The sequence below is a fragment of the Peptococcaceae bacterium genome (genome assembly GCA_024655825.1).
GTDB lineage: Bacteria > Bacillota > Peptococcia > DRI-13 > PHAD01 > JANLFJ01.
Genome location: JANLFJ010000087.1, coordinates 1 through 1,429, shown reverse-complemented (window position 1 = coordinate 1,429; position 1,429 = coordinate 1). Strand labels below are relative to the sequence as shown.

At 46.6% G+C, this 1,429-nt stretch carries 3 protein-coding genes; all 3 read right to left on the bottom strand.

The features are described from left to right. Positions 1–87 precede the first annotated feature (87 nt). Complete coding sequence (locus tag NUV48_15525) at positions 88–237, bottom strand: hypothetical protein (protein ID MCR4443541.1); 150 nt, start codon at positions 235–237, stop codon at positions 88–90. A 12-nt stretch (positions 238–249) separates the two neighbouring features. Beyond that, positions 250–552, bottom strand: coding sequence for a hypothetical protein (locus NUV48_15520; protein ID MCR4443540.1), 303 nt, complete (start codon positions 550–552; stop codon positions 250–252). A 149-nt stretch (positions 553–701) separates the two neighbouring features. Continuing rightward, a complete protein-coding gene (locus NUV48_15515; GenBank protein ID MCR4443539.1) occupies positions 702–1,289 on the bottom strand; it encodes a hypothetical protein in 588 nt (195 codons plus the stop codon). Between the last annotated feature and the right edge of the window lie 140 nt (positions 1,290–1,429).

Sequence of the window (1,429 nt, the reverse complement as noted above, 5' to 3'; positions counted from 1 at the left end):
AACATTTCTTCAAGAACCACCGCCAATTGTTTTTCATTCATCAAGAATACTCCTTTTTGCCCTTGTAAGGCATAGTTTTTGTTTGTGTCATTTTTGGGCGTTTTTTATTTCCAGGAACCTCGAAGCAAAAACGATAAGTTCAGCCCCGGTCACGATGCCTTTCGGTTCCAACCGTTTTCCGAAGGCCGTCTGGCGGCCTTTTAACAGCCCGCTCTTTACAGCCCTGCCCAGGACCATATTTACCTTGATTCAGTAATCGCAATAGTCCGCATATTCTTTGAGCAGTCTTTGGATGTCTGCGTCATTGACATCTTCGCTATTTATATTTATTAGCATCGACTGGATCAGACTGTACCTGTTCAAGGCTTCACGCGGCTGTAAAGATATGCCCGTAAGGCCGAATACCTCTTTTTGCAAAGACAGGCTGGCCGGTGCGTCCGGTTCCTGGAAAAAACATATTCCCTTGGCTTTCATTTCTTCAATTTGCGTTTTGGCCCAGTGCTCTTCCGCGGCAATTGCCGGGCTGGCCCAAAACCAAATAATGAACATCAAGGCCGTCAAGCGCTTCTTTATCAATACTTCTTTTATTCCAGACCATCCCCTTTCTCAAATTTCTCTTTCAAACATCCGCAAATTACGTTATAATTCCTCCTTGGCGGCCGGGCGGGTGTAGATGTCGTCGTACAGGTCGCCGTGGATAGTCACGTATTTGTCCCGGCAGATCGACAGCCCGCTTTTGCCGCATTGGTGTTGTTTTCGATGTTTTGCTCGCTGGTGATGAATAGGGTGAAATCATCATCTATTTGAAATTTAAATTGCACTATGTTTTCCTGTTTAAGCTTGTATTCGACAGGAATATATCTCAAGATTTTTGTTTTAAAGAGGTAATATTCATTGCACTCCACCTGGGGCTCATCCGGATGGACCTGGCCGGTAAAACCGTCTTCATCCCTTGCGAAAAGCGTTTTCATTTCTTCCTCGGTCAGGCCGGAATCAAAGGGAATTATCTTGTAAGTAACCCGCTCATACCCCTCTTTCACGATTTGAGGAACAGCCGCCGTTATTCCTGTTTCCTTCGTCCATCCGTCACCCGGAATATCCGGCATGCCGTCATGGTCGGTGTCCTGCCAGGTCTTACCGTCCGCATGGAGCCAGCAGTCAAAACAGCCTACGACGATGGCATCAAAGCCTTTGATATGCACCGGCTCTTGCTGCTCCGCGGCTGTAACCGGGCTAGCAGTTTTGGGCAGGAGGAAAAACAGCGCCAACAACAGAATTATTGTTCTCATGGCCGCCAGTCGCCGTGATACAAGGGATTCTTGACCACAAGCAATTCCAGGTGGGCATCATCGCCGTAAAAAGTGGTGAATATGACAACTTTACTATGGATTTGGTATTTTGCCGTAAATGGATTTGCTTCATATGTAAA

Coding starts and splice junctions, on each gene's coding strand:
- NUV48_15525 (MCR4443541.1), bottom strand. CDS start 237: ATGGTCCTGGGCAGGGCTGTAAAGAGCGGGCTGTTAAAAGGCCGCCAG.
- NUV48_15515 (MCR4443539.1), bottom strand. CDS start 1,289: ATGAGAACAATAATTCTGTTGTTGGCGCTGTTTTTCCTCCTGCCCAAA.